Genomic DNA, 22,710 nt, shown 5'->3' with positions numbered 1-22,710 from the left:
GGCATGCAACTGCTCAGTTTTTGCCGCCGCGACGGCTTCGTCGACTACACGGCTGGCGACATGCCACCACATTGACGGAGGAAACACGGGGCAAGCTTACCGTCTGGCAAGCCGATGCTACATTTTTTTCCGTAAAGCAAGTGCACGCTTGACTTGCCGACGCTGCGGGCTTTCAATGGCAATAGTTTCCTATTGTTAACTTTACCTGCTGCCAGTCTCCTGCTGCGGCAGCGATGAAAGGATGGCGGCGATGGCCCTGGCACAAGAACAGCATCTGATGGATACGTGGCAAACGCGCGGCTTGAAACCGCGCGCCTGCGACTGCGGCGGCACCATCTTTACCATCCTGCACCAGCGGGTGATGGCGGACATGCGGCGCCGGCAATTTCTCGGCGGCACGGCCGCCATGCTGGCGCCCTTCATCGGCCTCGGCCTGTCCACCGGCAACGCCATTGCCCAGCAGCCCAAGACCTCCGAACGCCCCCTGCTGCTGACCAATCTGCGCCTGTTCGACGGCACGGGCAAGGCGCCCCGTTCCGGTGTTAATGTGCTGGTGACGGGGGCAAGCATTACCGCCCTGCTGCCGGCCGGCGAGAAAGTCGAGGGCGCGCAAGTGATCGATTGCCAGGGCAAGCTGGTGATGCCGGGCCTGATCGACGCCCACTGGCACACCATGCTGGCCGCCATCAACCAGGTGACGGCCATGACGTCCGACGTCGGCTATTTATATCTGGTGGCGGCGCAGGAAGCGCGGCGCACCCTGCTGCGGGGCTTTACGTCCGTGCGCGATCCTGGCGGCCCCGCCTTTGCATTAAAACGCGCCATCGACGAAGGCATCGTCGACGGCCCCCGCATCTTCCCGTCCGGCGCCATGATTTCGCAAACCTCGGGCCATGGCGACTTCCGCCTGCGCTCGGAGATTCCCCGCGCGGCCAACGCACCGCTGGGCATGGCGGAAACGGCGGGCATGGCCATGATCGCCGATGGCGAGGCGGAAGTGTTGCGCCGCGTGCGCGAGCAACTGATGCTGGGCGCGACGCAAATCAAGATGATGGCCGGCGGCGGCGTCGCGTCGATGTACGACCCGCTCGACAGCACGCAGTATTCGGAACGCGAACTGCGCGCGGGCGTGGAAGCGGCCGCCGACTGGGGCACGTATGTGATGGCCCATGTGTACACGCCGAAAGGCATACAGCGGGCCATCCGCGCGGGCGTGCGCAGCATCGAGCACGGCCAGCTGGCCGACGACGAATCCGCGCGCATGATGCGCGACACGGGCACGTGGTGGAGCTTGCAACCTTTCCTGCAAGACGCGGATGCGAATGTCTACCCCGATGCGGCGCGCAAGGCCAGCCAGGCCATCGTCTCGGAAGGCACGGTGAAGGCGTATGCGCTGGCGCAAAAGTACGGCATCAAAACGGGCTGGGGCACGGATATCCTGTTCAACGCGAAAAACACGCCCACGCAGGGCCGGCAATTGGCCAAACTCACGCGCTTTTACGATCCCCTGACCTTGCTGGCACAGGCGACGGGGCAGAATGGACAATTGCTGGCCCTGTCCGGCCAGCGCGCGCCCTACCCAGGCACCCTGGGCAAGCTGGCAGCAGGCGCGCTGGCCGACTTGCTGGTGGCCGAGGGCGACCCCACGAAAAACCTCGATTTCCTCGCGCAGCCCGAGGAAAGCCTGTTCCTGATCATGAAAAACGGCCGCATCTACAAGGACAAATTGAGCGCGCCTCTGGCAGGCTGAGGCCTGCGGCGTTGGCAAGCGGGCACGCCTGCCGCATAATGCGGGCATGTTCAAACTGACTTTTCTCGGCACGTCTTCCGGCGTGCCCACGCGCCACCGCAACGTCACCTCGCTGGCCCTGCAAACCACGCACAACCGCGACTGGTGGATGATCGATTGCGGCGAAGCCACGCAGCACCGGCTGCAGCGCCTGCCCTTGTCCGTGCACGAACTGGTGGGCATCTGCATCACCCACGTGCATGGCGACCACAGCTATGGGCTGCCGGGCTTGCTCGCCAGCGCCTCGATGACGGGGCGCAAAAAACCCCTGCTGCTGATCGCCCCTGCCGCCATCAAGGCCTGGATCGACGCGACCCTGCTGCACACGGAACTATTTTTGACGTATCCGCTGATCCACATCGACGTGGACAGCGCGCCAGTCGTGCATGAGGAAGCGGGCTTGACCATCTCGCGCCATGCGCTGTCGCACCGCGCACCGAGCGTCGGTTATCGTTTCGCGCTGGAAACGAGCAGATGGAAGCTGGACAAGGCCGCCCTGCAGGCAGCCGGCGCGCCGCCCGGCCCCGCCTGGGGACTGTTGCAGGCGGGCCAGGATGCGATCCTGGACGATGGCACGGTCTTGCACGCCACCGCTTTCCGCCAGACGGAAACGCAGTGCGCCACGGTGGTGATCGGCGGCGACAACGACACGCCGGCGTTGCTGACGGACGCCTGTGCCGGTGCGCAGCTGCTCGTGCATGAAGCCACCTACACGGAAGCGATGCTGCAAAAGGTGGGCCCCGGCCCCACGCACAGTTCGGTGCAGCGCGTGGCGCAGTTTGCCGAAGCGGTGCGCCTGCCGAATCTGATTTTGACGCACTTCAGCGCCCGCTATCACAACGCGGACGGCATGGCCGAACTGGAAGCGGAAGCGCGGCTGCATTACTCGGGTGAATTGTTCCTCGCGCGCGATTTCGACAGCTATGAACTCGATGCGGCAGGCGTGCTCAGCAAGCTGCCGGTAAAGAAATCTAGTGGGGATTGACGCCATACTGCGCCACATACTCGGCCGCCAGCGCGCGCGCCGCCTGCTGCTGTGACGGTGTGAGGATTTCCAGCAACTGGTCGCGGTTCTTGATCGATTGCGCGCTGCCCGCATCGGCCGGCATGGCGATCCATGCATACGCCTGCACGTAATCGAGTTCCACGCCCTGCCCTTGCGCGTACAGCAAGCCGTATTCATTCTGCGCCGACAGGGAACCGGCCTCGGCCGCCTGCTTGTACCAGAACGCCGCTTCGGCATAGTCTTGCGGTACCCCATCGCCCTTGCGGTAAGCCTGCGCCAGGTTGAATTGCGACTGGCCATCGCCCGCCTCGGCCGCCTGGCGGCCGTACGCGAGCGATTGCGCCATGTCTTGCACGACGCCATCGCCGCTCGCATACATCAGGGCCAGGTTGGCCAGCGACGGCGGAAAGCCCGCTTGCGCCGCCGCCGTGAACAATTCCACTGCTTTCGGCACGTCTTGCGTCACGCCATGGCCCTGGTAATACAGGCTGGCCAATAAATGCTGGCCGGCCGGATCGCCGGTGCGCGCAGCCGCGTCGAATTGTTTAAAGGCCTCGGCGTAATTGCCGTCGTTATAAGCGAGGATGCCCGCTTCATTAAAAGATGCTGTCGATACGCTCATGAAGATTCCTTGTTCGGGGATTTTGGGCATTGTACACAGCACTGTTCCGCGCCGAATGCACGATAGGAACGGTGTGGCGCATTGCCCAAATCCTGCGTTATGATCGTTCACCGCACGATTTAATTGCGGCACAACGACAAGTGCCAGCCCAAGAATATCTCCATGAAACTGATTGTTTTGCTTTTATCCCTGCTTTCCACCTCCGCTTATGGCGCCACGCTGCACCTGGACAAAGCCGCGACAGGCAAAGTGCGGCAAGCGGCCGATATCCGCTATGTCAATCACGATGAAAAGCAGACTTACCAGCTGAAAATCGGCAAGCAGTGGATAGCTGGCAGCTGCAACAGCAGCGGCACGGGCAATTTGCACGCGCTGCTGCTGGACATGAATTTTGACGGCCATGCCGATCTGTGGGTGACCGGTTACACAGATAGCCAGGGACGCATCCGCTGTTCCGATGTGTGGCTGTGGGATGCGCCAGCGAAGCAATACCGTTTCAACAAGCCCTTATCGGCGATTCCGAATCTGGATATCAGCATCGCCGATCAAGCAATCACAGGCGGTATCGCCAATTGCGGCTGCGCGGCACAGTGCTTTTATGAAGACAGCTATGCCTGGCGGAAAAACACCTTGATCGCCATCGCCCGGCGCGAACAGGATTGCGAGCGCTATCGGGAATACCGCTTGAATGAAAAGAATGACTTGATCATCGTCAAGGATGAAATCATCGATAGCGGCAATCCCGGCCAGCAGGCCATCGAGAATACCAAAGCCTATGACTGGCAACGCCATGCGCGCATCATGCGCAAATCCTGGGAATAAATCCTGGGGAGTAAATCCTTCACTACCATCCAACAATTAACGCACACATGACGACACATCCAGCATCGATCACTTTCCATCCCGCCAAGGCGGAAGACACCCCGGCCTTCATCGCATTGCGCGGCAAGACGCGGCAAAACGCTATCCCCAAGGAACGCCTGGAAGAAGTGGGCATCACGGCCGAATCCTGGGCGGACATGATGCGCTCAGGCAGCCTGCCCGGCCAGGTCTGCCATCATGACGGCCAGCTGGTCGGTTACTGCTTTGGCGAGCGCAACACGGGCGAAATCATCGTCCTGGCCCTGCTGCCGGAATTCGAAGGTCTGGGCATCGGCAAGACCTTGCTGGAATTGGTAATGATGGAGCTGCGCGCGCAAGGCCATCAACGGCTGTTCCTCGGCTGCTCCAGCGATCCCGCCTCGCGCTCCTACGGCTTTTACCGCTACCTGGGCTGGACCGCGACGGGAGAGACCGACAAGTATGGCGACGATGTGCTGGAGTTTCGCTGGACGGCCTAGCGCCTAGCCCGGCACGCGGCTGGCATCCCACACGCGCAGGATCTGCGTGATGGCAGGGTCAAACACGGCGTAGCCCACGCCATCGCGGGCTTGAATAGCCACGCCCGATAAAAAACTGTCAAACACGGCTGCCAGCGCTACCCCATCCGTCTGCGCAGATAACTCTCCGCTGGCCATGCCCCGCTCGACACAGTGCACGAAGCCGGCACGCGTACGCGCGCGCGAAGCGGTCAGCGGTGCGGCCACGGCCGCATGTTCGGCTGTCGGTGCGCTCATGCAGCCGAGCGCCACCATGCAGCCCGGAGGATGCCCCGGCTCGGACTGCATGCTGGCCGACTGGCGCAAGGCCAGCTCGATGGCCGCGCGCGGCGCCAGGCCATCGTCCCACAAACACGCCGTCACGCGCGCAAAGGTATCCAGATAGCATTGCGCCGCCTCGCGAAACAGCGCTTCCTTCGAGCCGAACGCCGCATAAAAGCTGGGCGCGGAAATGCCGCCGCCCAGGCTCGCCTTGAGCTGACTCAAGGACGTCGATTCATATCCCTGCTGCCAGAATAAAAACATGGCCTGCTCGACCGCTGCCTGCCGGTCGAACGTGCGCGGCCGTCCCATTTGCGCCATCCCTCGCTCCTTCTCATCTACTCACCACTACTTACATACTACTCGATACAGAAGTCATTGACAACGGAGCGCGTCATCGCCTATATTCATACCGATCGATACATATGTATCGCCATGACGGTCGGGAGCACTCCTGCGCCCGGCCGACTCGTCACACTTCCAAGGATATTCAGCTTTGAATCACGCTACGCTCACCACCGGAACCAGCCCCGCGCTGGCCGACCGCCTCCCCGTCGCCGGCCTGCTGGCACTGGCCATGACGGGTTTTATCTGCATCGTCACGGAAACCTTGCCCGCCGGCTTGTTGCCACAGATCAGCGCCGGCCTCGGCATCAGCGCCGCGCTGGCCGGGCAAATGGTCACGGCCTACGCGCTCGGTTCCCTGCTGGCAGCCATTCCGCTCACCATCGCCACGCGCGGCTGGCGCCGCCGCAACGTGCTGCTGCTGACCATCATCGGCTTTCTCGTGTTCAATACCGTCACGGCCCTGTCGTCCCACTACTGGCTGACCCTGGCGGCCCGCTTCTTTGCCGGCATGGCGGCCGGGCTGGCGTGGAGCTTGCTGGCCGGCTATGCCCGACGCATGGTGGCGCCGCACCAGCAAGGCCGCGCTCTGGCGCTGGCCATGGTGGGTGCGCCCATCGCCCTGTCGCTGGGCGTGCCGCTGGGTACCCTGCTCGGCTCGCTGGTGGGCTGGCGCGCCGCGTTCTGGATCATTTCCGCCCTGACATTGGTCCTGATCGCCTGGGTGCTGGCGAAAGTGCCGGACTACCCGGGCCAGTCCGTCCATGAGCGCCTGCCCCTGCGCCGCGTTTTCACGACACCGGGCGTGCGCCCCGTGCTGGCCGTCGTCATCACCTGGATGCTGGCGCATAACATTCTCTACACCTACATCGCCCCGTTCGTGGCCCCTGCCGGATTGTCGGGGCGCATCGACCTGGTCCTGCTCGTCTTCGGCGCCGCCGCCATGGCCGGCATCTGGATCACGGGCAAGCTGGTCGAGCGCCACTTGCGCGCCAGCGTGCTGGCCAGCCTGGCTGTGTTCGCCACGACGGCCCTCGTGCTGGGCATCGCGTCGCACCTCCCTGCCGTCGTCTACCTGGGCATGGCCGTCTGGGGCCTGAGCTTCGGCGGCGCGGCAACGCTGTTACAGACGGCGCTGGCCGACACGGCCGGCAGCGGCGCCGACGTGGCCTTGTCGATGAATGTGGTGGCGTGGAATGCGGCAATTGCAGCTGCGGGCGTGGCGGGCGGCGCCTTGCTGGAAACCTGGGGCGCGGGCGCCTTTCCCTGGGCCATGGTGGCGTTGCTGGTGCTGGCTTTCGTGATCGCCTGGTCGGCCAGCGCGCACGGTTTCCGGCCGGGCCGGCGCAGCGGCAGCGCGCCCGTGGCCGGGCATTGAGATTACCTTATTGAATCGCCGGCACCCTCACGATACGGGGCACGTGCCCCGTGTGCGCCAGGAAACGAGCCAAGCCAGCATGCGACAGCGCCACCGTGGCCGTGTTGCGCAGCGGATGGGCTTGCACAGAATCAGCTTCCCATACGGCCTGGTCCAGCACCAGTTCCACCGCCTGTGCGCCGTCGTGGATCAGCGCAAACAGGCTGACGGAGCCGGGCGTGATACCCAGGTGCTGCAGCAAGCGCTCGGGCGAGGCCATGCTCAACTTGCTGGCCGTCAGCAAGCGCCCCAGTGCCGCCAGGTCAATGCGCTTGTCGAACGGCACGATGACGAGAAAATGCCGCCGGCCCTTCTCGTCGCGCACGAACAGGTTTTTCACCATCAGGCCGGACATGGCCGGCACGTGGATCAGTGCTTCATCGATGGTGTGCACGGCCGGGTGTTCGACCAAGGTGTAGTCACCGGCACTGTTTGCCAGCCAGCGGGATAGGGTTTCTTGCATGGTGATCTTCTCAGCGCGGGCGCGTGTGCGATGGGCAATTGTAGCGCCGCGCCGCGTGGTGCGCTTGCCTTAAGGCTTGCTTTCGTCCTCTTTCTTGTCAGCGGCCGCCAGCCCCCAGTCATTCCAGCCTTCGCCAAACAGCTCGATAGGATGCTGCGTGCGCTCGGAACCATTGCCGCAACGCATGGCGTCCGGCGGGCAATACTTGTCGCAACCCCAGCAGATGCGTTCGGGATTCTTGGGGTTCAAGGGAAAAGGCTTGGCCATGGCGTGGGGATGCAGTCGGTTGAGATCTCTTCGACGACTCTAGACCTGGTGCGGGGGGCGGTCAAACGAATTTCAGTTGGGAATTTACTTAAGTCAAGTTTGCGAAGATTGCTGTCGCGGCCGCTTGCACCCTACGCGTTCACCCAGGAGACCAGCGAATGTCATTCCCTCTCATAACTGGTCACCGCATCATTAGCATTACTCTTGATGACCTTCATTATTTTGGTGTTGCCTTGGTATTTCATCTCAAGAATTCTCAGCTGATTTTTCGCCGCCTTGCAGTATTTATGTATGTCCTTGAGAATCTCATCCTGCTGCCGTTTAGGTAGCTCCCCATCAAACTCTCCCGCCAAGTGCTCACATGCTTCTGCGTTATAGATAAACCTGTTGACATCCTTGGGGAGTAGCTCGGCTGAAAAGGCCAAAGGAAAAACAAAGTAAACAGGTACCATCATTAAAAAAAATCGCATGATTTTCCTTTTAATAGCCGTTATTTGACCAATGTGGCCGGTCGCTTCCAGGTCCGCTGTATTTCTTTACCCCATATGTTGCAGCGACCGCAATCAGCTGTCTGTTCATGCCTGTCCTCGGCAAAGTGGCAATCTTCACCATATTGCCGCTCGCATCTTTCACCTCAACCGTTCCGCTCCATACCAAATCCATATCAATCGCAAGACCAGAATTGTGTTGCGAGCGCAGTGCGGGCTTGATGGGTAAATTATTAATCTGCAAGACAATCAACATCGCCTTTGCAGCCTTGACAGACGCGTCAATTTCACCGTGATCCCACTCGATATTCACTCCCGAAATTTTTGGGATTTGTTTGGGATCGAGCTGTTTTCTTGCGATTCTCCACGCATAATGCATCAGGTAAGAGCGCTGCGGCGGCCTGTAGGTGGCATTGATTGCAACCCTGATCCCAGCCTCTTTCATTGCAGACAGAAAGTCTTCCACTGCCAAACGAAAATTCCCCGATAAATCCTTGGTTTTGGTGCTGCCAGGAAATTTTCGCCCCCATTTTTCACCACTGAGTTCGTCGTCCATCGCGCCTCCATCATGATATATCCTCAATTTAATGCATGCTAGCGGGAATGGTTTTGACACGACACAAGAGGTATGGGGGGAGCGGTATCAACTGCATTTAATCGCTTTACAGCGTAGAAATGGACATTTCCAGCACGATACGCGCGACATTGACACTGCCATCCGCAGCCGGCTGTTCCTTGAGTTCGTCCAGCGCATACACCATCGTCACCATGGCGCCGGGCACGAACAGAGCGATATCCTGCTTGCGGTGCATATAGATACTTTCGTCGACTGTCGAACCGTCAGCCAGGCGCAGGGTGAAGCTGTTGACTTGATCGCCACGGCGGCTGTCCTGGCCCGCGAAATACGTGCGTTCGATGTTGCCCGTCACCGTTTGCATCTGGATGCGGCCGGCTTTGATGCTGTCCCACCATGCGTCGGAGGCAAACAGGCCGTGCCTGCCTTGCAGGCCCATGTGGGGCTTGGCGCTGTCGAGGGTGAGCGATTGCGTCTTGGCGACGCGAGCGGGGTCTTGTGCCAGGGCTGCGGCGAGGGTGTAGACAGGTATCATAAAGGTGCAAGAGTTCTTGCATGCGCTCACTCAATGTTTGCGCCGAATGACGTATGCATTGCCGGCGAGTTCAAAACCGAGCGTGGGATAGTAGGACATGGCATCGGGAGCGGAGAGCAATATCAGGGACACTTCATCGCCGATGATGGCCTGGGTACGCTTGACCAGCTCCTTGCCGATGCCCAGGCCCTGGTATTGCCTGTCGACGGCCAAGTCCGAGAGATAACAGCAATACGCATGGTCGGTCAGCGACCGGGCCAGCCCCACCAGCTCGCCATCCACCCATGCCGACAACAACAGGCAAGGCGCGGCAAACATGCGCGCGATTCTCGGGAGCTCACCGGTGGGCCGCTTGATGCCGGAGTGATCGAACACGCGAACGATATCCAACGGATCAAGCGGAAAGTTATGACGATATTCGACAGTGATGTTTTTCATTGGTTCACGGGTGTAAGGAAATCGCGCAGGGGAAACCTCCTCTGCCAGATAATGGCGCAATAGGCGGTTCTGTCTTGCGGGCAGGGGCTGGCGCGTCATGAGGCTCCAGTCGCGCCATCGACAAGATGCATGCCCGCATTTAACGCTCATCAAGACCGAGGCGGCCAGGTCACGCAAGCAGGCACGCTGAAACTTATCTGATAAAGAACAAACTTGGCAAGGATTATAAATATGTTGCTACCGTTACGATTGCATAAACGCGTGTACACCACCATTGCTGGATCCTTTTTTCTTGTTGCGGGTGCCTCATCGGCGTTTGCCAGCACGCTTGACGAGGATAGGACACGAGGTGACATACATGGATTGTTTGAGATAAGGGAGGCTGCGGTACAGTTCATCGCAGCAGAGAATCTAAAAAATGGAACAAAGTGGCAAGCCATGGAGCCGAACCGGAAGATTCTGGTTGCCAAATGTGCGGTATCTCTGCGCGTGAAATGGGTTCCGAAGAGCCATGGACTGTCTGGACCAAATGTTGCGGTAAGTTGCGACCAGACCGTAAAGCCGACGATACAAAAGAAATGGGTAGTGTTCGTACCCATCAACAAGGGGCCGATGGCGCATAAATGAGCACATCGAGGTCATTCCATGGCATTGCACATGAACTGAGGTGCTGGCCGTCATAGAAACTGGCTCAACCGAGGAGATAAGCGGAACCACGCGGTGCTGCCTTACCACTGGCACCACAATTTCGCTTCTGGATCACTAATCTGGTGTAACCGAACAACGGCAGATATAATAATCGACTCAGATTTTATTGATACAAGACCACATGAAAATCAAAATATCATTCATCGCCTCGCTAGGAATACTATCACTAACTCAAGCATCACCATCCTACGCGGATAATATCAACGGGAAAAATCTCTATATACAACGATGCTCCATGTGCCATGGAACAGATATCAAGGGAACCGGCCCATTGGCGAATAAAAGTAATCCTCCCACGCCTGACCTTACAACCTCCGCCTTCAAAAAACGTCTGAAAGATTATCCGGGCGTTATTGTTTCATCAGTCATACTTCGCCCGAATGGCGACTTGATTCCAAAAACTTTGCGAGAAAATGGCGTAAAAATATCGCCGTACGCATGGAAGGTTCAGGATTTTCGCGACTTGAATCAATACATGAGTGGTGTGATTGCAAAGAATCGATGATTTTCAGACAATATCGGTGCAAGAAGTTAAAGCTGGAGGATTCGGAGCGGGTTGGGCCGGCAGGCCCGGCGCTTCAAATCTCGCACGCAGGACGCGACGGCAGTAAACGAACATCGACATTCTTCGAAATATCAAGAGTGCAATAAAAAAGCCAGTCAACTGACTGGCTTTTTTTGATTTATGTTGGACTTTCTTGAAACTGTTTTGCATTGTCACAAATTTCATACCATGCAGGCTTGGAGCCAACATAAACATGAAATTGTATTCTGACCTCAGGGTCATCATCCAGGCAGTTAACTGATACTGGAAATGAATCACTCTCTGAGCCAATTTCCCCCAATGAAGTTCCGCAGTTTTTGCAAAAAGTTCTTGCATATTTAAACGGAGGCTCTGGCTCATAGCGTTGAATAAATTCCCGCCCCTCCAGCAAGGTAAAAGAGTTTTTATCAACAAAGGCCAAGGCACTCGCTCCGGCCTTCCGACAACGAGAACAGTGACACATGCCCATCATGCTTGGGGGTGATGCCAATTCAAACTTTACCGAGCCACAGCAGCAACTGCCTTTGATCATGGGGTGTCCTTTTTGAAAGTTGACACTGTATTTTTACACAGTACTTCTGGACAGGCAAGGTCAACATGGAGGAATTTTTCAGCAGCTAAAGCAGAAAGCACCGTGTGGGCGCGAGGGCCAGATACCGATCAGCTACTGACAAAAACTGACAGTCACCCCATGTATGATCGGCGAATCAAAAACTAAAAGGCTACAAGGATAAATTCACCATGGCTACTTTTACTCATTCTTCAGGTCAGTACCTATCCGTTGATGATGCCGAAATATACTTTGAAATCATAGGTAATCCGATTGGGAGTCCATTGCTGTTACTGCACGGCGGCTTAGGCAACCTGACAGACTTCAATGGCATTGCCGCTCAACTTGCAAGTGAATTCAGATTGATTGGCGTCGATTTTCGTGGACACGGCAAGTCGACGCTCGGAAAATCCCGCCTGACCTATCAACGATATCAAGCAGATGTTGAAGCTATTCTGGCGTACTTGAACATCGATTGTTTTTCCATACTGGGCTTTAGTGACGGTGGTATCACTGCCTTGCGCATGGCCGCTGAAACCCCTGCGCGGATCAAGGGACTGGTGGCTGTGGCGGCTCAAAGTCAAATGGACGCGGACGACCCGATCCTTCCCATGTTAAGTGGCGTGACGGCTGATTTCTGGGAGACAAAGTTTCCCGATGCAGTCTCCTACTACAGAGAGAACAATCCAGAACCAGACTTTGATGCGTTGATCAAATCGGTTGTATCTCTCTGGACAGATATCAAACACAGCGCTTACCCTGGCAATCTGATCAAGCAGATCACGGCAAAAACGTTGCTGGTGCGTGGCGACGAAGATCATCTTTGTTCGTTAAAGTGCATCGCTGAACTACGAGATCAAATAAAAGGTTCTGCCTTCTTGAACATCCCATATGCGGGGCACGAGGTCTACAAAGATTCTCCTGTTTTATTCATGGAGGTGGTGCACGATTTTCTTATCCATCAGATTACCAAGACATGTTAGTTGTCTAGTTTCGTGCTGATCTGCATTGGCGACACCAGACGGTTCCGGGTGCGGATTCTTGGCCAATAATTGCTTTGCGAAGGGACTCAGGGCGTGAGGTTCAGGTCTGCCATTTGGCACACGAAGTGATGCGTTGAGTGCAGTGCGCGCCCTCGGTGCGCGGAGTTGCCGCGCAGTGGCCGCAAGGAGAGGATTCGGGGCGGGCTGGGCCGATAGGCCCAGCCCTTCGAATCTCACGAACAGTGTAACCCGTCGCTAGTTTTTAAGCCTTCAAAATACTTCATACATTTCAGATACTTACGCGCGATTTCGTTCCGCAATCAGTGTTTTTCTACCGCCTAACAACGGGCCGTTTTCACCGCCCTACACGGACGATGCGGAAATCCAATAATCATAAATAAATGACTACGCAAGCTGCAGCTCCCAATATCCCACATCAATCCACTGATCAAATTTACGGCCGACCCGCTTGAACATGGCCACCTTCTCGAATCCCAGGCGTTCATGCAAAGCGACACTGGCGTCGTTAGGCTGTGCGATACCGCCGATAACCACCTGCAGCTTTCGCTGACGTAAATCATCGATTAGCGTGCTGTAAAGCTGCAGGCCAACTCCCTGCCCCATATACTCATGCGCCACGTACACCGTCGATTCGACCGAAAAACGATAGGCGCTCCGCGCACGCCAGGGTGTTGCGTAGGCATAGCCGACTATCTCTCCGTCACGCTCAAAGACGTACCACGGCAACTGCGCGCCGACAGAGGCGATACGCTGGGCCATCTCATCGGTGCCCACTACGTGCTCTTCAAACGTGATGGTGGAGCTGCTGACGTAATGGTTGTAGATCGTGGCGATCATGGCGGCATCGGCGGTAGTGGCAAGTCGAATCATCAGGGGATCCAAATAAACGTGAAGTGACAGGCGGTGGCGCGGCCGCAAGCTGCGCATGGCGCTTTTTAATAGCATTCTAGCAATAACTGATCCACTTGTGCCTCATGGCGCATTGCGCTGGGAAGGGTCGCGCAGGAATGCCGGCGAAGGCCCTGTTCCTCCAGAACGCGCCCGCTCCCGTCCAGCGGCCTCGGCCCACCAGGTCAGCTGGGAAAAGGTGCGCTGGATATAGGAAACCCAGCGCGTACTGTCGACTTCGGGCGCAAAGGTACCATCTGCAGCGAAAACAGTGTGCGCGGCCGGGATGTGCACCATGGCTGACACCGGCAAACAACCCAGCTCGGACAGAAAAGCGCGCATGCCCACCGCCGCCCGTACGCCCCCCCCACTGTCCTGTCGAATAAGTCACGATGGCACTGGGTTTGAAGGCAAACAAGGAACTGCCAAAATGGTTCAAAAGGTGCGCCAGTGCCGGACTCATCGAATGATTGTATTCGGGGCTGACCATCACATACCCATCGGCGCTGGCAATGTCACTTGCCAGGTGTTCCAACAGCAGGGGTGCCCGGCCCTTTGCATAGGAAAAGTGCGGCTTGAACACTTCACCCAGGTCGTAATCGAGTGGATCGATGAGTACCACATTGTGACCATCGCGGCCGCACTGCGCCGCGCAGGCCTTGGCGACGCGTTCGCCCACGCGCACCGGCAGCGGCGGCGTGCTGGTGCGAATCGAACCAAGAAATACCAAAATTTTCATGTTGCCCTTTCCAGCCAAGACCTCGGCCGCGTCACACATCAGACGGCGCTTTGTCCGATGGCTTTGATCTCATGTTGAATCGCGTTTTTTTCCAGCATGTGCAGAGGCAAGCTGACGAAGACGTTCATTCGGGTCATTATCTGACGGAACACCTTATGAAATACCGCGCGCTTTTCTTCGTCGGTACCGATCGCTGCAGCAGGATCTTCAAAGCCCCAGTGGGCCGAGAGGGGATGGCCTGGCCAGTAAGGGCAGACCTCGCCGGCCGCGTTGTCGCATACAGTAATGATGAAGTCCATGTGCGGTGCGTCAGTAGTTCCAAATTCATCCCAGCTCTTGCTGCGCAGTTTTTCGAGCGGATAGCCGGTCGCTTCAATTTGCTCGATGGCGAATGGGTTCACGCTGCCACCCGGATCGCTGCCAGCTGAAAAGCCGCGAAAGCGGCCCTTGCCCATAGTAGAGACCAGCGCCTCGGCCATCACGCTACGAGCTGAGTTTCCAGTACATAGAAACAATACGTTGTACACTTTTTCGGTCATGACGACTCCTTCAAACAATGCATGGTGGGTAAGCGATTCGATTTGTACGCTTGGATTCATACAGCGTCGCAAACAATGCCTTGCCCAGTAATGCAAGGTGCACCACCACCACAGCAGTTATCGGTCAAGAAACCGATAAGGGCATTCATGTTGTCAACATCCGCTGCGTAGATGACAAAGCGTCCATCCTGGCGCGGCACGATAAGACCCGCGTGCACCAGTTCCTTTAAGTGAAATGACAGGGACGATGGCGGGATACCGATGTGTTCGGCAATCTTCGTTGCCGCCATTCCTTGTGGCCCAGCCTGGACTAGCAGGCGAAAGCCGGCCAGACGCGATTCTTGCGCCAGTGCCGCCAAGGCAGCAATAACTTTTTTAGTTTCCATATATCCCCAAGTCAATTCCATAATTCCATAATAGTCGAATTATGGAATGAAAGTAAACCTGTTTATGCCACGCCGCCCCTAAGTTAGGTCGACTGGATTAACTGTTTGGCCCAGCATTGCGCGCATGGCCGCGCTCGATGCGGCCCTCTGTTCGAATGGCATGTAGGAGCGGCGCGAGGGTCTGGTCCGCCATTCGTACACGAACTGATGCGTTGGCCGTCGTTACAGGCTGGCTCAGTCGAAAAACTGATTAGAACCACGAACGCGCGCCTGCGGCGCGCGAGGCTGCCGCGCAGCGGCAGCGGTTGGAGGATTCGAAGGGCGCGAAGGCGCCCTGCTCGCTTCCGCCAGGAAATAGAGAAACCGCTTTCTGAACTGACCCCAGATAGTTGCCCGGCCCCTTGCTGTCGCGCATGGCTTGGCGCAGGTTGTCCACGTCCTGCGTGTTGGCGGCGGCGTCCGTCATGTAGAAGACGAAACCGGCGTGCGAACCGTTCTTGTAGTACTTGCGACGGAACAGGGTGGCCGCCTCATTAAGCCAGGCCGACTGCAGCGCGCTCAAGTACTGCGGCACGCCGTACAGCTCCTGGTTGACGTCCGGTTCCATCAGGTGAAACACCCGGCCCTTGTCGAACTGCAGCGGGCGGCCGCCACCAGCAAAGCCGCCCTGGCACAGCGCGTGGCCGTCAAGGCCGGCGAGGCGGGCCGCCTGGATATCAAACACCTGGCCGAGATACAGCACATGCCAGCCTACGCGGACGAGTTCTGGAAGCTGTATGACGGCGAGACCCTGCTGGCCGAATGGCACACGCCCGAGGCCACGCCATGAGCGACGACCTGCACGCGCTGGAAACCAGGGCCGGCGCCCTGCTGGCCAAGCTGCAGCCGGCCCAGCGCCGCGCCATCAATCACAAAGTGGCCATCGACCTGCGCCGCAGCCAGGCGCAGCAGGGACCGGATGGCGCGACCTATCCGGCGCGCAAGCGGCGCAAGGAATTGAAGGGGAAGAAGGGGCGGATCAAACGGCAGAAGGCGGCAATGTTCGCCAAGATTCGCACCGCCAAGCACCTGAAAGTAAAGGCGACCGGCGATCAGATCGATGTCGGTTTCTTTGGCTGGGTGGCGCGCGTGGCGCATGTGCATCAGTTTGGCAAACAAGACCATGTGTCAAAAAAAGGCGGCCTATACAAGTACCCGGAGCGGCCGCTTATAGGATTAAGTGAAACGGATCGGACGTTGATCCACAATTCCGTATTACGTCATCTGGTACAGTTTTGATCTGAAGTACTCAAGTCAGAAAGACAGCAAGTGCTCTTTAGGTTAAAGTTGCTCAAAATTTCCTGCAAAAAAAACCTAAAAATGGCGAAATATTGTTTGAATTTTAATATACGAAAAAATATAGGAGATCATTTTGACTTATTCAGCACAAGTTTTTCGTGTTTTGATCGCGTCCCCCTCTGATGTTGACGAGGAGCGAGAAATTGCTGTGCGCACCATTCAAGAATGGAATGATTTAAATTCAGCGGAACGTCAACTTGTTCTTCTACCGCTTCGGTGGGAGACACACTCCTCTCCAGAATATGGAAAACGTCCGCAAGAAGTTATTAATCGACAAGTGGTTGACCATTGCGATCTAGTAGTAGGAATTTTCTGGACACGTATCGGAAGTCCTACAGGTATAGCTGATAGTGGAACTATCGAGGAAATTGACCGAGTTGCAAAAAATGGCAAGCCAGTAATGCTTTATTTTTCACGGGCAAAAAAAGACCCAGAGAATATAGACTTGGATCAACTAGGAAAGTTGCGAGAGTTCAAAAAAAATACCTATCCACGTGCACTTGTCGAGAACTATAGTGGCCCCATCGAGTTCAAGGATAAACTTTCAAAGCAAATCGAATTACAATTAAGAACCTTATTGGTCGAGCAATCAAAAGAACAACCTATCGGGCAAAACGAAATTAGACCAGTAACTGATATCATTTTAAGCTTTGCAGAAGATGCTTCCGGAAAAGAAATTGGAAATTCACAAGCTATTAAAACTCAATACTTGGACATAACAGGGTTTGAATCCATACCGGATTATGGAATATTTTCAGACGAAAAAAAGAGTGGATTGCAAACGACACCAAGCAGCAAGCGCTCTCTTGGCTTACTTATGGAATCCCAAATAAATAAAAATTATTACCGAGAACTTCTTACCAATTTAGCTATAGGTCAATATTTTAAACCCCTAAGATTCTCCCTTAAAAACCTCGGTGGCGTAGGCGCTCGTGACGTTTATATTGATCTATCGATTTCAAGCTCCAATGGAAAAATTAGTTTCATTTCAAAGAGTCAAATGCCAAAGGGTAGACCCGGAGTTAGTTATTTTGGACTTATAACAGAAACTCATCCAAAACATCCGCATGATTTAATTGGGAACGCGAATCAAGGATGGACTTGCCACCTAGAAGTACCGGCATTACAACCACAACGGAAACTTAGCCCAGAAACTGTCTTTTTTATTGGAGCCGCCGAGAGCTGCGAAGTTATTGTTACTGCAAAAATTTTTGCCGACACATTAGCATCGCCAGTCATTCAGACATTGCAATTAAATATTGATGTTGAAATTATTGAATCTGCGGCAATTGATGCACTAAGAGATATTTTCATCACCGAAAATCGCCCAGAGGAAGTTACCTCATTAAATAAAATCTTATTGGAGATAGAAAATTCTGACATCTAATGGAAATACGAAAAAATTAAACACGGGAATTACACTTTGTTTTTATGAGTATTACTTTTTGACAACCCTGATATATAACGTCAAATTTGACACATTAATAGACTCGTAGCCAATAAGCGTCATATCAACCCGCCTCCGCGTGCATCCGCACGCGGACTTCGGCAACATGCACTGCATGAACGCCGACCTGTCCGACCTCCTCCGCTTGCTGCAAAATCTGATCCGCCTGGGCACCATTGCCGAGGTCAAAGGGGCCAAGGCGCGTGCGGCTGGGGCCGACACTCACCACCGAATGGCTGAAATGGGCCACACGGCGCGCCGGTAGCACGCGCACCTGGTCGGTGCCGACAGTGGGCGAACAAGTAATCGTCTTTTCTCCGGGCGGCGATCTGATGCGCGGCATCATCGTGCCGGCGCTGTACTCGCAGGAATTTGACGCGCCCGAAACCAGCGACAGCATCCACACCACCCACTATCCTGACGGCGCCGTGGTGCAATACGACCACGCTGCCCACACCCTGACGGCAGTGCTCCCCGGCGGCACCGCCACCATCACCGCCGACAAGGTGACGTCGAACGCGCCCAGCAGCATCTGCACGGGCGACCTGAGCGTCACGAAAAACCTGATCGTCAACGGCGCCACTACCCTAAACGGCGGCGTCAAGGCCGGCGGCGACCAGTCGGGTGGGCCGCAATCATGATGGGCATGCACGCCGCCACCGGGCGCAGCCTGACGGGCCTGGGCCACCTGCGCCAGTCGGTCACCGACATTCTCACCACGCCCAGGGGTTCGCGCATCCGGCGCCGCCGCTATGGCTCCGAAGTGCCCGAGCTGATCGACCAGCCCCTGAACAGCGCCACGCGGTTGCGCATCTACGCGGCCACCGCCTTTACCCTGCGCCGCTGGGAACTGCCTCCACTTTAAAGGCGTGCGCCAACTGACACCCCTCAAAATACTCATTAAAGAATTTTCGAGTAATTCCAGAAAAGGTAGAAGTCTTGGCCCAAAAAACTTTTGGAGGTTCAGAAACAAGTTCCGCAATATCAAATCTGCTTAACTGCTGACCAGACATCATTTGTTTTGGTATAGGTCCCAGCGATTTCCGTAGAGATCCTCAAATACCACGACCGTTCCGTACTCTTCCTGACGCGGCTCCTCACAAAAGTGCACGCCTGCGGCCTTCATGGCAGCATAATCTCGCCAAAAATCGTCTGTGTGGAGGAAAAGGAAAACCCGCCCACCACACTGATTGCCAATAAATACCTGCTGGCTGTCGTTTGAGGCACGAGCCAACAAAAGATTACAATCGCTTTCTAGGTTCGGCGTTACAACCACCCAACGTTTCCCTGCTTGTGGCGTGTCTTCGACCACCGTAAATCCGAGTTTTTCTGTGTAGTACTCGATAGCCCGATCGTAATCGTCGACGACGATGGCCACATACCCCATGCATCTTTTCTGCGTTCTCAAAATTCCAATCCTTCCATTTTCGCCATCTGGCGGCGAGGGTTTTCACGGCTGAAGCCAAATAACATTCGTACCTACCATGCTACCTACGAATGAACATTGGAACAAAAATTCTTTGCGCACACGCCCCCCGGGCGCGACGACATCAAGGTAAGCGTAATGTCAGCGCCGCCTTGAGCCAGGCGTTGATTTGGCAGATGATGGCATCACACCGCTGGGAAGCGGCATGTTTTTTAAGCTGAGGGGAGCTGCGCGGCGCAGTTCCAGGGCAGGAAGTCGTCGACCGGCTGACCGGATGATCGGTGATATTGGTTGCGCCCCCCTACCATTAGATCCAGGGCGAGCAAATGGCAGTCTGCTGCCATGACCCCGGCGGCGGCTCCCCGCTTTTGTCGGCACTGACCCCGCTGTTTTTGTTGGCAATGCTAGCGCCGCGTAGAGATTTTGCTGAAAACAATCAGCCTGGACCAAGCTTTCCACCGTCCGTCGCAAATCCAGGGAGCCTCGGGCAACGTTCGATAAGATTAGCCCATCCAATTAATGAAAGGGAAACTTATGCGCCTTCGTCTATGGCTACTGCCAGTCCATGCTTCAAGCCGCGCGCTACGCCTGGGAGCCTTACTGGGGGTGGCGGCATGTAGCGGACCCGCCCACGCGGGCGAGTCCGATATAGCCGAGCGTATCGCCAGCGGGCTGCGGCAGCGGGTGGTCATCGCAGGCGAGCCGGCGCAGACCTTCGATATCCAGCAGCGCCTGCGCCGCTATAAGGTCTCCAGCGTCAGCGTGGCGGTCATCCGCGACGGCAAGATCGCCTGGGCCGGCGTCTACCGGCAACCGTCCGCACCTGCGGCCGACACCGACACGCTGTATCAGGCCGCGTCCATCAGCAAGGGCGTGACCGGCGCGCTGGCGCAGCGGCTGACGGGCAGCAACAAGCTCCAGCTCGATAGTCCGGTGGACGCCTGCCTGCGGCCGTGGAGCCTGCCCTCCGGACAGCAAAGCCCCGAGCATCCGGTGACCTTGCGCAATTTGCTCAACCACACCGCAGGGGCGACCGTGTCCGGTTTCCCCGGCTATCCGCCGTCGCAGGCGATCCCTACGGACCTTCAGGTAATCAAGGGCGAGCCGCCGTCGCTCACGCCGGCGGTCGCCATCCAGACCATCCCGGGCGCCGCCCATGCGTATTCCGGCGGCGGCTACACCATCGCCCAAGTCGCCATGCAGCAATGTCTGCGCACGCCTTTTGCGGAGTTGATGCGCCAACAAGTACTGCAGCCGCTGCGGATGCGGCGCAGCACATTCGCGCAGCCATTGCCGACGGCAGAACACAACCGCGCGCGCGGCCACTACGCCGACGGCAGCGAAGTCGAAGGCGGGGCCTTCGTCTATCCCGAACTGGCGGCCGCCGGCCTGTGGACCACGGCCAGCGACCTGGCGCGCTTCGCCATCGGTGTCCAGCAGTCGTGGAAAATCGGCACGGCCTTTCTGAGCACCACCAAGGCGCGCGATCTGCTGACGCCGGCGCTGAACAATTATGCGCAAGGCTTCTTCGTGGTCGGCGATGGCGAGCACAAACGCTTCATGCATTCCGGCGGCAACACCGGCTTCAAGAGCACCTACGCGATGTATCTCGACAGCGGCAACGGTGTAGTAGTAATGACCGATGGCGACAACGGTAGCTATCTTGGCGGCGAGATCGTCAAGGCGGTGGCGTCCGCCTACTACTGGCCGGACTTCAAACCTCGCCTGGCCCAGACGGCGCCGCTGGACCTGGCAACGGCCACACGCCACGTCGGCATCTACCAGCTCGACAACTTCGAAGGCCGATTCGCCAACCGCTACGAACTGCGCTTCGACGGCAAGGACTGGACGATGGTGATGCCGGACATCGGCGCCACCCGGCTGGTGCCGACCGGCAAAAACAGCCTGGTGTCCCCCGAGACCGGCGACATCATCGAACTGATGCAGGATGGCGCCCAAGACCTGCTGTTAATCGGGGGGCGCAAGGCCCACCGCAGCCCGGACAGCTGAATCGGCAACGGTAGCGCCAATTCGGCAAGCGCGTACGAGGCGGTGCTGGTAAGCTACGCTCACGACGAGTATCCAGACTAGTTGCGGAAATCACTTCCGCAACTAGTCAACTTAAGAAACGAAAAATTATTGTCTTTTTGGTAAAGCATGGATCGAAAAAACAAGGACTATTCCATAGTTCTGGCGGAAACGGTGTAATGCGATTGTCTCAGCTTTATGCGCCTTTTAAGCCGCCATACGCCAATCGTACCTACTCTACCTACGCATGAAAATCGGCACAAAAAGTCTTTGCGTACCCGACTGCGAGGGAATCATAGTGGTTGGCACATATTATCGAGCAAGCGAAAATAGCTCGATTTCAACTCTGAGCGGGCAATAAAATCAATTGGCAAGTTGCTTCGTTCTCCAGCGCATTAAATCGACTTCGCACGAATTTAAAAGATCTCCAGCGCCGGAGCCTCCCATCACAGAGTCGCCGACCCACCGGCACTGCGCAACCTTGAAGCTCTCGAAAGCTTTCTGAGAATTGCGCAACGAGGTCAGGGCTTTGACAGTCGCACTTGAATCAATTTCCTTTGTATTCGCCTCCAATTTTTTGTAGGCGCTATTCATTTGCGACTTGGCTTCCCGACGTTTCCCCTCAAGGCAAGACTGCAACGCTGTCCGGGGTTGATCGCCAATAGCGCTGTAGCACTCGTTCAACGCCCCAACCGGAGCGTTGCTGGTCACCGTAGCTTTTGCAGCGACGGTAGCAGAAGTAGTTGCAATATCGACTGCGCCATTTGTCATTGCACTCATGTCAGGTTTAGCGGGCACTTGAGCATTTGCTAAACCAATAGCGAACACAGTTGTGATAACGACCGCAGAAATGAGTTTGCTCATATGTATTTATCCTTTGTAAAAACGTGCAACGCAGCGCTACCTACGACTTTCCGCAAGCAGGGAGCTGCAAGGTGTGGGCTGTGAAGCTAGTGACGAAAAATCGCGGCAACAGAACGCAGAGGGATCACTTCGTATGCTTGACAAACGAGTGCCTGCAGGGTGCCGTCAAACGGTGCACAACCTGGAATTGTCCGAAGAATGTCTCGTACTAGTACGCCCGACTGACCGCCAAGAGACAGGCTTATTTCACTTCCAATATACATCACACGCGGATTCAAGCTGTGTACACAAGGCATTGATTGGGGCGCGAGGGTCTGGTCCGCCATTCGGACACGAACTGATGCGTTGGGTGGCGTGGAAGGTGGCTCAGTTGGAGACCTAATGAGAACTACGAACGCGCGCCCACGGCGCGCGGAGCTGCCGCGCAGCGGCAGCAGGTGGAGGATTCGGAGCGGGCTGGGCCGGTAGGCCCAGCCCTTCGAATCTCACACGCAGGGCGCGAAGGCGCCCTGCTCGCTTCCGCCAGGCAATAAAAAACCGCCCGAATGAACTGACCCCAGATAGTTGGACGGTTTAGTTTGCTAGGTTGCCCAGGGCTGAGTTCTGTATTGCACGGGACTCAGCCCTTTTAGCTTGAGCTTGATGCGGTCGTGATTATAGTAGTG

Annotated in this window: 31 protein-coding genes and 1 pseudogene; 15 read left to right on the top strand and 17 right to left on the bottom strand. The window is 56.7% G+C overall.

Translation table 11 applies throughout. The features are described from left to right. Window positions 1-250 precede the first annotated feature (250 nt). Window positions 251-1,750 (top strand): amidohydrolase family protein, encoded by a 1,500-nt coding sequence (locus ACP7EG_RS18925; RefSeq protein ID WP_426088860.1) that lies wholly within the window; start codon window positions 251-253, stop codon window positions 1,748-1,750. 46 nt (window positions 1,751-1,796) lie between these two features. Further along, complete coding sequence (locus tag ACP7EG_RS18920; RefSeq protein ID WP_426088859.1) at window positions 1,797-2,774, top strand: ribonuclease Z; 978 nt, start codon at window positions 1,797-1,799, stop codon at window positions 2,772-2,774. Here ACP7EG_RS18920 and ACP7EG_RS18915 read toward each other — a convergent pair. Continuing rightward, complete coding sequence (locus tag ACP7EG_RS18915; protein ID WP_426088858.1) at window positions 2,761-3,417, bottom strand: tetratricopeptide repeat protein; 657 nt, start codon at window positions 3,415-3,417, stop codon at window positions 2,761-2,763. The two genes, ACP7EG_RS18920 and ACP7EG_RS18915, sit on opposite strands and share 14 nt — an antisense overlap. 162 nt (window positions 3,418-3,579) lie before the next feature. Here ACP7EG_RS18915 and ACP7EG_RS18910 point away from each other — a divergent pair, with 162 nt between their 5' ends. Both ACP7EG_RS18910 and ACP7EG_RS18905 read left to right on the top strand, forming a co-directional pair. Then, complete coding sequence (locus tag ACP7EG_RS18910; protein WP_426088857.1) at window positions 3,580-4,239, top strand: XAC2610-related protein; 660 nt, start codon at window positions 3,580-3,582, stop codon at window positions 4,237-4,239. Window positions 4,240-4,286: 47 nt separating this feature from the next. Beyond that, window positions 4,287-4,757 carry a GNAT family N-acetyltransferase gene (locus ACP7EG_RS18905; RefSeq protein WP_426088856.1) on the top strand — a complete coding sequence of 157 codons (471 nt, stop codon included), beginning with the start codon at window positions 4,287-4,289 and terminating at the stop codon, window positions 4,755-4,757. 3 nt (window positions 4,758-4,760) lie between these two features. On the opposite strand, the gene ACP7EG_RS18900 is transcribed toward ACP7EG_RS18905, so the two are convergent. Beyond that, on the bottom strand, window positions 4,761-5,378 hold the full coding sequence (locus ACP7EG_RS18900; RefSeq protein WP_426088855.1) for a TetR/AcrR family transcriptional regulator: 618 nt from the start codon (window positions 5,376-5,378) through the stop codon (window positions 4,761-4,763). 256 nt (window positions 5,379-5,634) lie between these two features. Here ACP7EG_RS18900 and ACP7EG_RS18895 point away from each other — a divergent pair, with 256 nt between their 5' ends. Then, window positions 5,635-6,780, top strand: coding sequence for an MFS transporter (locus ACP7EG_RS18895; protein WP_426089113.1), 1,146 nt, complete (start codon window positions 5,635-5,637; stop codon window positions 6,778-6,780). Between the two features lie 7 nt (window positions 6,781-6,787). Here ACP7EG_RS18895 and ACP7EG_RS18890 read toward each other — a convergent pair whose 3' ends face one another. The 6 genes from ACP7EG_RS18890 to ACP7EG_RS18865 all read right to left on the bottom strand — a co-directional run bounded on the left by ACP7EG_RS18890 (window position 6,788) and on the right by ACP7EG_RS18865 (window position 9,683). Further along, window positions 6,788-7,282: a prolyl-tRNA synthetase associated domain-containing protein gene (locus tag ACP7EG_RS18890; protein ID WP_426088854.1), complete on the bottom strand. Its 495-nt coding sequence runs from the start codon at window positions 7,280-7,282 to the stop codon at window positions 6,788-6,790. A gap of 69 nt (window positions 7,283-7,351) precedes the next feature. Next, window positions 7,352-7,549 carry a DUF3079 domain-containing protein gene (locus tag ACP7EG_RS18885; RefSeq protein WP_096234537.1) on the bottom strand — a complete coding sequence of 66 codons (198 nt, stop codon included), beginning with the start codon at window positions 7,547-7,549 and terminating at the stop codon, window positions 7,352-7,354. A 161-nt stretch (window positions 7,550-7,710) separates the two neighbouring features. Continuing rightward, window positions 7,711-8,019 (bottom strand): hypothetical protein, encoded by a 309-nt coding sequence (locus ACP7EG_RS18880; RefSeq protein WP_426088853.1) that lies wholly within the window; start codon window positions 8,017-8,019, stop codon window positions 7,711-7,713. A 10-nt stretch (window positions 8,020-8,029) separates the two neighbouring features. Then, the gene (locus ACP7EG_RS18875; protein ID WP_426088852.1) at window positions 8,030-8,593 is read right to left on the bottom strand and encodes a hypothetical protein; all 564 of its coding nucleotides are present in this window, start codon (window positions 8,591-8,593) and stop codon (window positions 8,030-8,032) included. A gap of 106 nt (window positions 8,594-8,699) precedes the next feature. Further along, on the bottom strand, window positions 8,700-9,146 hold the full coding sequence (locus ACP7EG_RS18870) for a hypothetical protein (protein WP_426088851.1): 447 nt from the start codon (window positions 9,144-9,146) through the stop codon (window positions 8,700-8,702). A 30-nt stretch (window positions 9,147-9,176) separates the two neighbouring features. Then, on the bottom strand, window positions 9,177-9,683 hold the full coding sequence (locus tag ACP7EG_RS18865) for a GNAT family N-acetyltransferase (RefSeq protein ID WP_426088850.1): 507 nt from the start codon (window positions 9,681-9,683) through the stop codon (window positions 9,177-9,179). Between the two features lie 162 nt (window positions 9,684-9,845). On the opposite strand from ACP7EG_RS18865, the gene ACP7EG_RS18860 reads away from it, so the two are divergent. Both ACP7EG_RS18860 and ACP7EG_RS18855 read left to right on the top strand, forming a co-directional pair. Further along, entirely contained in the window at window positions 9,846-10,211 is a 366-nt protein-coding gene (locus tag ACP7EG_RS18860) for a hypothetical protein (RefSeq protein WP_426088849.1), read from the top strand. A 202-nt stretch (window positions 10,212-10,413) separates the two neighbouring features. Then, a complete protein-coding gene (locus ACP7EG_RS18855) occupies window positions 10,414-10,797 on the top strand; it encodes a c-type cytochrome (RefSeq protein ID WP_426088848.1) in 384 nt (127 codons plus the stop codon). A gap of 178 nt (window positions 10,798-10,975) precedes the next feature. Here the strand turns inward: ACP7EG_RS18855 and ACP7EG_RS18850 are convergent, their stop codons facing one another. Continuing rightward, a complete protein-coding gene (locus ACP7EG_RS18850; RefSeq protein WP_426088847.1) occupies window positions 10,976-11,368 on the bottom strand; it encodes a GFA family protein in 393 nt (130 codons plus the stop codon). A 209-nt stretch (window positions 11,369-11,577) separates the two neighbouring features. On the opposite strand from ACP7EG_RS18850, the gene ACP7EG_RS18845 reads away from it, so the two are divergent. Further along, window positions 11,578-12,369, top strand: coding sequence for an alpha/beta fold hydrolase (locus ACP7EG_RS18845; RefSeq protein ID WP_426088846.1), 792 nt, complete (start codon window positions 11,578-11,580; stop codon window positions 12,367-12,369). A gap of 405 nt (window positions 12,370-12,774) precedes the next feature. Here the strand turns inward: ACP7EG_RS18845 and ACP7EG_RS18840 are convergent, their stop codons facing one another. The 5 genes and pseudogenes from ACP7EG_RS18840 to ACP7EG_RS18820 all read right to left on the bottom strand — a co-directional run. Continuing rightward, window positions 12,775-13,260: an arsinothricin resistance N-acetyltransferase ArsN1 family B gene (locus ACP7EG_RS18840; RefSeq protein WP_071078698.1), complete on the bottom strand. Its 486-nt coding sequence runs from the start codon at window positions 13,258-13,260 to the stop codon at window positions 12,775-12,777. A 76-nt stretch (window positions 13,261-13,336) separates the two neighbouring features. Beyond that, window positions 13,337-14,017, bottom strand: coding sequence for an NADPH-dependent FMN reductase (locus ACP7EG_RS18835; protein WP_426088845.1), 681 nt, complete (start codon window positions 14,015-14,017; stop codon window positions 13,337-13,339). Window positions 14,018-14,055: 38 nt separating this feature from the next. Continuing rightward, window positions 14,056-14,556: an arsenate reductase ArsC gene (locus ACP7EG_RS18830; RefSeq protein WP_426088844.1), complete on the bottom strand. Its 501-nt coding sequence runs from the start codon at window positions 14,554-14,556 to the stop codon at window positions 14,056-14,058. Window positions 14,557-14,612: 56 nt separating this feature from the next. Further along, window positions 14,613-14,942: an ArsR/SmtB family transcription factor gene (locus ACP7EG_RS18825; RefSeq protein ID WP_426088843.1), complete on the bottom strand. Its 330-nt coding sequence runs from the start codon at window positions 14,940-14,942 to the stop codon at window positions 14,613-14,615. Between the two features lie 385 nt (window positions 14,943-15,327). Then, window positions 15,328-15,585, bottom strand: a pseudogene (locus ACP7EG_RS18820) (phage portal protein); the annotation flags it as partial. Here ACP7EG_RS18820 and ACP7EG_RS18815 point away from each other — a divergent pair. The 6 genes from ACP7EG_RS18815 (at window position 15,553) to ACP7EG_RS18790 (ending at window position 18,592) form a co-directional block, all read left to right on the top strand. Next, window positions 15,553-15,771 (top strand): hypothetical protein, encoded by a 219-nt coding sequence (locus ACP7EG_RS18815; protein WP_426089129.1) that lies wholly within the window; start codon window positions 15,553-15,555, stop codon window positions 15,769-15,771. The pseudogene ACP7EG_RS18820 and the gene ACP7EG_RS18815 overlap by 33 nt on opposite strands. Then, window positions 15,768-16,220: a phage virion morphogenesis protein gene (locus tag ACP7EG_RS18810; RefSeq protein ID WP_426088842.1), complete on the top strand. Its 453-nt coding sequence runs from the start codon at window positions 15,768-15,770 to the stop codon at window positions 16,218-16,220. The genes ACP7EG_RS18815 and ACP7EG_RS18810 overlap by 4 nt, the downstream gene beginning before the upstream one ends. Window positions 16,221-16,353: 133 nt before the next feature. Continuing rightward, a complete protein-coding gene (locus ACP7EG_RS18805; protein WP_426088841.1) occupies window positions 16,354-17,667 on the top strand; it encodes a hypothetical protein in 1,314 nt (437 codons plus the stop codon). A 175-nt stretch (window positions 17,668-17,842) separates the two neighbouring features. Beyond that, on the top strand, window positions 17,843-17,992 hold the full coding sequence (locus ACP7EG_RS18800) for a hypothetical protein (protein WP_426089128.1): 150 nt from the start codon (window positions 17,843-17,845) through the stop codon (window positions 17,990-17,992). Then, window positions 17,931-18,368, top strand: a complete 438-nt coding sequence (locus ACP7EG_RS18795) for a phage baseplate assembly protein V (RefSeq protein ID WP_426088840.1) — start codon at window positions 17,931-17,933, stop codon at window positions 18,366-18,368. Before ACP7EG_RS18800 ends, ACP7EG_RS18795 begins: the two co-directional genes overlap by 62 nt. After that, entirely contained in the window at window positions 18,365-18,592 is a 228-nt protein-coding gene (locus ACP7EG_RS18790) for a GPW/gp25 family protein (RefSeq protein ID WP_426088839.1), read from the top strand. The genes ACP7EG_RS18795 and ACP7EG_RS18790 overlap by 4 nt, the downstream gene beginning before the upstream one ends. 147 nt (window positions 18,593-18,739) lie before the next feature. Here the strand turns inward: ACP7EG_RS18790 and ACP7EG_RS18785 are convergent, their stop codons facing one another. Further along, complete coding sequence (locus ACP7EG_RS18785; RefSeq protein ID WP_426088838.1) at window positions 18,740-19,114, bottom strand: VOC family protein; 375 nt, start codon at window positions 19,112-19,114, stop codon at window positions 18,740-18,742. Window positions 19,115-19,687: 573 nt separating this feature from the next. Between ACP7EG_RS18785 and ACP7EG_RS18780 the strand changes: the two genes are divergently transcribed. Further along, entirely contained in the window at window positions 19,688-21,163 is a 1,476-nt protein-coding gene (locus ACP7EG_RS18780) for a serine hydrolase domain-containing protein (protein ID WP_426088837.1), read from the top strand. A gap of 381 nt (window positions 21,164-21,544) precedes the next feature. Here the strand turns inward: ACP7EG_RS18780 and umoC are convergent, their stop codons facing one another. Together umoC and ACP7EG_RS18770 are read right to left on the bottom strand one after the other, a co-directional pair. Next, on the bottom strand, window positions 21,545-22,045 hold the full coding sequence (gene umoC / locus ACP7EG_RS18775) for a UmoC family flagellar biogenesis regulator (RefSeq protein ID WP_426088836.1): 501 nt from the start codon (window positions 22,043-22,045) through the stop codon (window positions 21,545-21,547). Between the two features lie 581 nt (window positions 22,046-22,626). Further along, window positions 22,627-22,710: IS3 family transposase (locus tag ACP7EG_RS18770; protein WP_426087111.1), on the bottom strand; the 84-nt coding region annotated here is incomplete at its 5' end.

The sequence above is a fragment of the Janthinobacterium sp. PSPC1-1 genome (assembly GCF_049897625.1).
In the GTDB taxonomy this organism is placed as follows: domain Bacteria; phylum Pseudomonadota; class Gammaproteobacteria; order Burkholderiales; family Burkholderiaceae_D; genus Janthinobacterium; species Janthinobacterium tructae.
This window is presented reverse-complemented; position numbering and strand designations above follow the sequence as displayed.